This is a genomic window from Shewanella sairae, from assembly GCF_023283535.1.
Classification (GTDB): Bacteria; Pseudomonadota; Gammaproteobacteria; order Enterobacterales; family Shewanellaceae; genus Shewanella; species Shewanella sairae.
The window spans coordinates 43,958-52,742 of sequence record NZ_JAKILT010000036.1 but is presented as its reverse complement, the minus strand read 5'-3'; the positions used below and the strand labels follow the sequence as shown (position 1 = coordinate 52,742).

The following is an 8,785-nucleotide window of genomic DNA, read 5'->3' as shown; positions in this document are numbered from 1 at the left end:
GTATTGCGTTGTATTGCATCGCTCGGCATTTATGCCGTTAGGCTTATCGCCCTCAGCCTCGCCAATTTAGCTATCACTATATTCAGTATATCGATGGGCTAAAGCCCAACCTACAAAGCCTAGTATTGCGTTGTATTGCATCGCTCGGCATTTATGCCGTTAGGCTTATCGCCCTCAGCCTCGCCAATTTAGCTATCACTATATTCAGTATATTGATGGGCTAAAGCCCAACCTACAAAGCCTTGTATTGTGTTGTATGCGTAGGTCGGCATTTATGCCGTCAGCTTTATCGTATTCGACCACGACCAATTGAACAATTGAGCTACCATGAAAAACAAAAAAGCCCCAATTAAGGGGCTTTTAGCGATTTAACTTGTCGCTTAGACTTGTTACTTAAAACAGTCTGGTTTACTCAATTCCTAGGCTTTAGCCTGAGTATTATCCCTTAGGATAAACGTGAGCAACACCTTTGTGACAGTCTACACAAGTCTTACGCTTGTCTTCTTCTTTCTTGAAGTTGTTAGCGTGCATTCTTTTCGCCATCTTCTTCATAGTTTCAGGCTGGTTCTCGTAGATGCGAGAGTGACAGTGCTGACAGTTAGCAGAGTCATTGCCTTTGAAGTACTTAAGCGCTAGATCAGCTTGCTCTTTGCGGTTCTCATCCAACCACTCTTGAGTGTTAAAGCCGTCAATTGTTAGGTAACCGTATAGATCTTTAGATACGATGATCTTCTTAACTAGGTACTTAACTGGGTTGTGTGGAAGGTGACAATCTTGACACTGTACCACGATACCAGCACTACCACCGCCGTGAGCAGATGCTAACACTTCATCTTTCAATGAGTGGTTGCTATGACAGCTCATACAGAACTCATCTGTACTTGTGGCATGTAAAGTTTGTTGTGTACCAAAGTAGCCTACAACACCGACAACGACACCGATAATCAGCAATGCCAGAATCGAAATTTTTGCGCTGGGTTTAAATAGTGCTCGCCAGTTCATCACTCATCTCCAAGTATTTAATTATTTTCTACGATGAAGCTGAACTTCATCTTTAATTTATGCAAACTATTATAAACTAGATCCTACTCATTGATCTGGAACTAAAAGTGCAAAATGAGACATGGCTCTAACTCTGTCCTCACCGCCAAATTCGCTCACTTTATATGCACGTTTACTAAAGCTACTCTAAAGCCTTGAAAACCGCAAGGTTACTTAGGAGCAAGCCTTATAAAATAATGATTTAAAGCAATTACTTTGAATTCCTTTTAGATGTAAAACTGAGGGGTAGGACACACTAAAAATCAAAAAATTTGTGATTATTTGAAACTTTTTAAGCAAAAGTCAGGTCTTGGTTATTACATCATCTTTATTCCATAAACGTTAAGGTTTGACATGAGTAAGCAGTTAGCATATTTAGCATTTTTAGTCGCATTGGTGAGCCAGTTTATTCTGTCTCCTGCGATGGCAATGCCTAAATATTTGTCTGCGAGCTCGCACCCCCTTATTCAACAAGATACAGTCACGCCCCTGCCGCAGCAGCTTACCAGCATCAACCAATCCGATAACCATCAAGATTGCGTTCCACAAGCCGTTCAGCTTAGTCAGTTAAAAATCGACTGCGATGCGGTTTGCGAGCAGTTAGCTGCTGGAAACTGCGTCTCACATTGTGCTTCGGCTCCAGGAATTGTTGACCACTCTCAACTTGCCATATCAATTCAAAGCTCTAGCAATAGTATCCAAGCCAACTTTTGGTCATTACAAACTGTTGAGCTTTCATCTAAAAATCCCCCTCCGATTTACGCATAAGTCTTACTTCAACCGCATTTAGGGGCTCATCTGCTACAGACTTACCTGTCACAGAGAATACTCAACAGGTTTAGCCAAGAGTTTAAGTGCCCTGCATGATCAAAATATTACGCCAGCACTACCACATTTATAGTCAGTAGTTGGTAATAGCGTTTGCCGCATCTAGTCACAAAGTGATGCTCAGCAACGCACAATAAAAATATTTCGGAGTTTATTATGAAAAAATTTATCACCGTAATCACATTATCATTAGCAAGCTTTTTCACTTCAGCAGCATCAGTGTCTTTCCCTGAGTCTATCGATGTATTAACCCTTAATGGCCTCGCTAACGTTGACAGTCGCTACTTAGAGCTCGACAACGGCCATAACTTAATAGAAGTGAGATACAGTGATCTGTTTGAAAGTAATGCAGAGGATTCAAGTTGGGTCAGATCAGAACCTCTGTACCTCTACCTCGACTTTGACGTTGCAAACAACTATCAAGCTTTTACCCCGAGCATTTTATCTGAAGAGGATGCACTGCAGTTTATCAGCAACCCAACCATTAAACTTCGTAACGGTATGGGCGATGAGAAACAAGTTAGCTTAATGACTCACAGTCAGTTGATGGCTAAATTATTATTGTCTAAGTAGTGACAATCACTGCCATTAATAGCTAACTAATAACTGAATTAGTTAGCTATTAATGGCACATTGAACAAAGTAATTTGTGAAGTTTATCAATGTGTCAGCTAATTCCTATGGTAGACTTATCAAAGCTCATTAATTGGAAGCATCATGCTTAGCATCATCCGCCGTCATACATTACTAGCCTTTACGCTACTCGCTTTGTTGAGTCAGCTAGTGCTATCTAATGGGTCGCTGATAGTACCGAAAGCAATGGCTGATGACATGCCAATGATGAGCATGCAAGACGGAACAGAATGTCACCCAATGCAAATGGATGAAGACGCTCATTGCTGCGAAGCTGAAATACAAATGCTTCCCGGTAACGCTCAGCCTTGCTGCAACGGCAATGGATCATGCCAGAGCGACTGCAACCACTGCTTGGTTATTTCTGTAACAGGTACCCTGTTGAGTGCATCACCTTGGCCAGGTTTTAGCACCTCCGAAATTATAACGGCCACTCCAATGCCTCATTTCCACTCTATTTCATTGCCACAAGATTTAAGACCCCCTATTGCGTAACAGAGGCCCTGTCTCTCTATGCAAATTAAAAAAATCGTTATTAATCTTAATCAGCAATTATTTATGCCGTTAATTGTTCTGTTGCTTATATTAAGCACAGTCATCCGGCCATCTCTTTGATGGAGTTGAGTTATGAAAACCCTTATAAGTTTAGCCTTATCTGCCTTGTTAGTTTTGTCTTGGGGCCCTACAGCGTCTGCAAATGAGCATCATCATGCCCATAAAGGTCAGCACGCTGCACAGCACCAAGCATACGCCTGTCCAATGCACCCTGAAGTGACAGGTAACCAAGGTGACTCTTGCCCTAAATGTGGTATGGATTTAGAAGCCAATAAAACAGCTGCTAAAACCCACGCTATAAACTGTGACTCTTGTCCAAATAAAGAGTCGTGCCCGAACAAAGCTGGAAAGCACCATAAACATATGAGCAAGCACACCCATGCCTGCCCGATGAACCCAGCCATTACCGGTCAAGCAGGCGATAGCTGCCCTAAATGTGGTATGGATTTAGAGCCAATTGCTAAGGCGGATAACGCTAAAAACTGTGACTCTTGCCCGAATAAAGAGTCGTGCCCTAACAAAGCTAAAAACCACCACAAACATATGAGCAAGCATACCCATGCCTGCCCAATGAACCCAGCTATTACAGGTCAAGCAGGCGATAGCTGCCCTAAATGCGGAATGGACTTAGAGCCAATCGCCACTGGCGATACAGCAACAAAATCTAGTCACCAGCATCACTAATATTTAGGGTGGAGATAGGCATTATGAGTCTTTTTAAAGCACCAGTGGTAAAGCCACTAATCTGCGCACTAACGCTAACAATGGCTGTGACTCCACAGCTAGGCTATAGCCAAAACGCAGAGCCAAACGAACAACACAGTCATGCCCACCAGCATGACTCTACATACTATTGCCCTATGCATCCAGAAGTGACCAGCCATGAGCCGGGTCGCTGCCCTGAATGCAAAATGTTTCTCGTCTTAGATGAAAAAAAATCTGATGAAAAAGAAACTAGCGTCAAAGCTACCAATGCAGCATTAGGTGAACACTACTACTGCCCTATGCACCCAGAAGTGACCAGCCACGAGCCGGGTCGCTGCCCTGAATGCAAAATGTTTTTAGTCTCAGATCAAAAAAACACTGATTCTGATACTAATTCAGATAATCACAGCGAACATGCTGCCACTACAGCAGTTGAGAACTACTACTGTCCTATGCACCCAGAAGTAACCAGCCATGAGCCGGGTCGCTGCCCTGAGTGCAAAATGTTCCTTGTTAAAGAAGAGGAAGAAGAAAGCCCAGCAGATGAGCATGCTACCCACCAACATACACCAGAGCACACCCAAGCTGACAAAATATTAAGCCAGCCTAAACCAACGCTTGCACCCGCAGCGCAAAGCAGCGGTGATGGCAATATTAAGTACGTATGTCCGATGCATCCGCATGTGGTGTCTGACGTACCTGGATCATGCCCAATCTGTGGCATGGATTTAGAAAAAGTCACTGTCGGCGGCGTTGGTGAAGAAGTGGTTGTCGGTGTCTCAGGCGGCATGCAGCAAGCACTCGGTATGCGCAGCGAGCAAGTCACCAAGGGCACACTTTGGAAGCTAGTAAAAACCATTGGTACCGTGGAGTACAACGAAAATACTATTGGTCATAGCCACACTCGTGTTAATGGCTGGATAGAGACCTTAATGGTGCATAACGTCGGTCAGCGAGTGAAAAAAGGCCAGCTATTATACGAGCTGTATTCGCCAGAGCTTATTAATGCTCAAGACGACTATATGCAAGCAGTTGATTACCTTAAACAAGACAAAGAGCGCGGCCAAGGTTTATTGCGTAAAGCGCGGCTACGTCTAGAGCTGCTAGGAGTGAATACCGCAACGATTAAACAATTAGAACGTACCGGAAAAACTATCTATCGCGTACCATTTTATGCCGAACAAGACGGCTTTATCAGTAAATTAACTGTGCGTCACGGCATGTACGTTCAACCGGGTGACACCCTGTTCGAAATCGTTGATTTAAGCAGTGTTTGGGTGATTGCCGATGTATTTGAAAACGAACAAAGCTGGCTAGAACAAGGCCGTCCTGTAGAAGTAACTTCTGCGGCGCAAGGCTTGTTTGATATTGAATCGAATATTGACTACATCTACCCAGAACTTGATCCCGTATCGCGCGCGATGCGTGTGCGCATCAAACTCGATAATCCTAAAAAGCTGCTGAAACCTGGCACCTTAGTCGATGTAAAGCTGTTCGGCGGCCCTAAACGCGAAGTGCTATCTGTTCCAACTGAAGCATTGATTCTAACTGGACGTGAAAACCGCGTAGTCGTGCAGCGCGATGATAACCGTTTTGCTTCTGTTCCGGTAAAAGTCGGCATGATTGCCCAAGGCAAAGCTGAAATCATTGAAGGCTTACAAGCAGGTGACAAGGTCATAGTCTCGGGCCAGTTCCTGCTCGATTCCGAAGCCAGCATTCAAGGCAGCTTACAGCGTTTAAGTGGTAGCAATAGCACTAACGATAATAGTGGCGATGCCGCTAGCGATCCGCACGCACACCATTAATCGGGAGGCTGATTATGTTAGAAAGAATTATTAGCGCCTCGATTAAACAGCGGGCGATGGTGTTAGTGCTGACTGCCGTAATAGCCTTAATTGGCTATCAAGCAATGCGCATGACACCACTTGATGCACTGCCAGACTTATCTGATGTGCAAGTGATTGTAAAAACCTCTTATCCTGGGCAAGCACCACAGCTGGTAGAAGATCAAATCACCTACCCGTTATCGACTGCTATGCTGGCGGTACCGGGGGCTAAAACCGTACGTGGATTCTCCATGTTTGGTGACTCTTACGTTTACATTATTTTTGAAGATGGCACCGACATCTATTGGGCGCGCTCGCGGGTACTTGAGTACCTGTCGCAAACCCAAGGCCAGCTACCCGATAATGTCACGCCGACCTTAGGGCCAGATGCCTCTGGTGTTGGCTGGGTGTTCCAATATGCTTTGGTTGACCGCAAGGGCCAACATGACTTAGCTCAACTGCGGTCATTACAAGATTGGTTCCTCAAGCTTGAGCTACAAAGCGTGTCAGGCGTATCGGAAGTAGCCACCATTGGCGGCATGGAGCAGTCGTATCAAATTATTGTCGATCCACATAAGTTGGCCTTGTATCAAATTGATTTGATGACGGTAAAAAATGCCTTAGATAACTCCAACAGCTCAACCGGCGGCTCAGTAATTGAGATGGCAGAAGCTGAGTACATGATCACCTCAAGCGGATATCGTCAAACCTTAGCTGACTTTGAAGAGATCCCACTGGGTATTGTGTCTGAATCTGGCACACCTGTGCTAATGAAAGATGTGGCGCAGCTGCGCACAGGTCCTGCGGCACGTCGCGGCATTGCCGAGCTAAACGGTGAAGGCGAAGTTGTTGGCGGTATTGTGGTGATGCGTTACGGTGAAAATGCCCTCGCGACCATCAACAATGTCAAAGACAAACTCAAAGAGGTTGAAAACGGCCTACCTGACGGGGTTGAGTTGGTGATCACTTACGATCGCTCTGAGCTTATTCTTAACTCGGTCGATAACCTTACCCACAAAGTGCTCGAAGAGATGCTAGTGGTTGGGGTGATCTGTTTGATCTTCTTACTGCATGCACGCTCAACCATGGTGGCAATTATCTCGCTGCCTATCTCGATATTAATCAGCTTTATCGTGATGAACATTATTGGCGTTAACGCCAATATTATGAGTTTAGGCGGGATTGCGATTGCAATCGGCGCCGTGGTGGATGCCGCCATTGTAATGGTCGAGAACACCCATAAACATCTGGAACATTATCGCGAGCAGCATAATGGCGCCACACCCACAGGTGACGCCCATTGGGAACTAGTACGTAAAGCCTCGGTAGAAGTGGGCCCAGCACTGTTTTTCAGCCTACTTATCATTACCTTAAGCTTTGTGCCTGTGTTTGCTTTAGAAGCACAAGAAGGTCGTTTATTCCATCCTTTGGCGTACACCAAGACCTTTGCTATGGCAGCCAGTGCGATTCTCGCTATCACATTAATTCCGGTACTACTGGGTTACTTTGTTCGCGGCAAGATCCCTGATGAGCGTAAAAACCCAATTAGTCGTTTTTTAATTGCGATTTACGAGCCAACATTACGCCTAGTGCTACGCTTTCCGAAAGTCACCATCTTGCTTGCCATTGTGACCTTAGCAAGTGCAGTTTACCCCGTGACCAAGATGGGCAGCGAGTTTATGCCTGAGCTTGAAGAAGGTGACTTGCTCTATATGCCAACCACTTTACCGAGCGTCAGCGCAGGTAAAGCCGCGGAGATTTTGCAGCAAACCGATAGACTGATAAAAACCGTGCCCGAAGTAAAACAGGTATTCGGCAAAGTTGGCCGCGCAATGACAGCAACCGATCCTGCGCCGCTAACCATGCTGGAAACCACGATTATGCTCAACCCAAGAGAAACCTGGCGTGCAGGTATGACCTTGGAAGGTATTATCGCGGAGCTACAAAAAACCGTAAAAGTACCGGGTATGACCAATGCTTGGGTGCAACCGATCAAAACCCGTATTGATATGCTATCAACAGGGGTGCGAACTCCTGTCGGCATCAAAATATCGGGGGCTGATATTGAAGAGTTACAGCGCATAGGTACCGAAATCGAAGCTGTGGTGAGTAAGATCCCCGGCACCGAATCGGCTTTTGCCCAGCGCACTAGTGGTGGTCGCTATATTGATATTGAGCCTAACCTTAAAAATGCTGCACGTTATGGCATGACCTTAAAAGACATCCAAGATGTGGTGCAAATGGCCATTGGCGGTATGCAGGTTGGTCAATCAATTCAAGGGCAAGAACGCTATCCAATTAACATACGTTATCCGCGGGAGCTGCGTGACAGCATTGAAAAACTCGAAGACTTGCCAGTGCTCACCAAAACCGGCAAATACCTACCATTAGGCAACTTAGCCAGCATCACCATTAGTGATGGTGCACCTATGCTTGCCAGTGAAAATGGCCGTTTAATTAGCTGGGTATTTGTGGATTTAAAAGATATCTCCATTGGTGAGTATATAGAAACAGCTAGGGCGGCATTAGACGAGCAAATTACTTTACCGGCTCGTTACAGCTATACCTTTGCTGGCCAATATGAATATATGCAGCGGGTTGAAGCCAAAATGAAGCTGGTTGTGCCATTGATGTTGGCGGTAATTTTTATGCTGCTAATGATGACCTTTAGCTCATTTATTCAGGCATCGGTGATCATGTTAAGTCTGCCATTTTCGCTCGTAGGTAGTGCTTGGCTGCTGTACTTCTTAGACTTCAACTTCTCAGTCGCCGTTTCGGTGGGCATGATTGCGCTCGCTGGTGTCGCGGCAGAGTTTGGCGTTGTAATGCAGGTATACCTTAACAACAGCATTAAGGATCGAAAGCTGGCAGGTCAATACAATGAGCGTAACGACTTAAGCGAAGCACTTATCCACGGCGCAGTAATGCGTATTCGCCCTAAAGCAATGACGGTAGCCACCATCTTTTTTGGTCTACTGCCGATTATGTGGGGTAGCGGTACCGGTAATGAGGTGATGCAGAAGATTGCTGCACCTATGGTCGGTGGCATGGTTACCGCTCCGTTATTGTCGCTATTTGTTATTCCAGCAATTTACTTACTTATATATGGTCGAGCCTTTAATAAGAAGTAGTTTTGCTAGCGCAATAAATTCATGACCATCAATAAAAAGGGTAGCAAGCTTGCTACCCTTTTCTTT

7 protein-coding genes are annotated in these 8,785 nt (G+C 45.3%); 6 read left to right on the top strand and 1 reads right to left on the bottom strand.

The window, feature by feature from the left end; genetic code table 11:
* Window positions 1-438: 438 nt before the first annotated feature.
* Window positions 439-1,002 (bottom strand): NapC/NirT family cytochrome c, encoded by a 564-nt coding sequence (locus tag L2748_RS15125; RefSeq protein ID WP_220778256.1) that lies wholly within the window; start codon window positions 1,000-1,002, stop codon window positions 439-441.
* Window positions 1,003-1,395: 393 nt separating this feature from the next.
* On the opposite strand from L2748_RS15125, the gene L2748_RS15120 reads away from it, so the two are divergent.
* From L2748_RS15120 to L2748_RS15095, 6 genes are all read left to right on the top strand, one after another.
* Window positions 1,396-1,809 carry a hypothetical protein gene (locus L2748_RS15120; protein ID WP_220778258.1) on the top strand — a complete coding sequence of 138 codons (414 nt, stop codon included), beginning with the start codon at window positions 1,396-1,398 and terminating at the stop codon, window positions 1,807-1,809.
* 216 nt (window positions 1,810-2,025) lie between these two features.
* Window positions 2,026-2,442 (top strand): DUF2057 family protein, encoded by a 417-nt coding sequence (locus tag L2748_RS15115; protein WP_220778260.1) that lies wholly within the window; start codon window positions 2,026-2,028, stop codon window positions 2,440-2,442.
* Window positions 2,443-2,586: 144 nt separating this feature from the next.
* A complete protein-coding gene (locus tag L2748_RS15110) occupies window positions 2,587-2,997 on the top strand; it encodes a hypothetical protein (protein WP_220778261.1) in 411 nt (136 codons plus the stop codon).
* Window positions 2,998-3,129: 132 nt separating this feature from the next.
* Window positions 3,130-3,741 (top strand): heavy metal-binding domain-containing protein, encoded by a 612-nt coding sequence (locus tag L2748_RS15105; RefSeq protein ID WP_220778262.1) that lies wholly within the window; start codon window positions 3,130-3,132, stop codon window positions 3,739-3,741.
* A 23-nt stretch (window positions 3,742-3,764) separates the two neighbouring features.
* Window positions 3,765-5,567 (top strand): efflux RND transporter periplasmic adaptor subunit, encoded by a 1,803-nt coding sequence (locus L2748_RS15100; RefSeq protein ID WP_220778263.1) that lies wholly within the window; start codon window positions 3,765-3,767, stop codon window positions 5,565-5,567.
* Between the two features lie 14 nt (window positions 5,568-5,581).
* Window positions 5,582-8,719, top strand: coding sequence for an efflux RND transporter permease subunit (locus L2748_RS15095; protein WP_220778264.1), 3,138 nt, complete (start codon window positions 5,582-5,584; stop codon window positions 8,717-8,719).
* The last annotated feature ends 66 nt before the right edge of the window (window positions 8,720-8,785 follow it).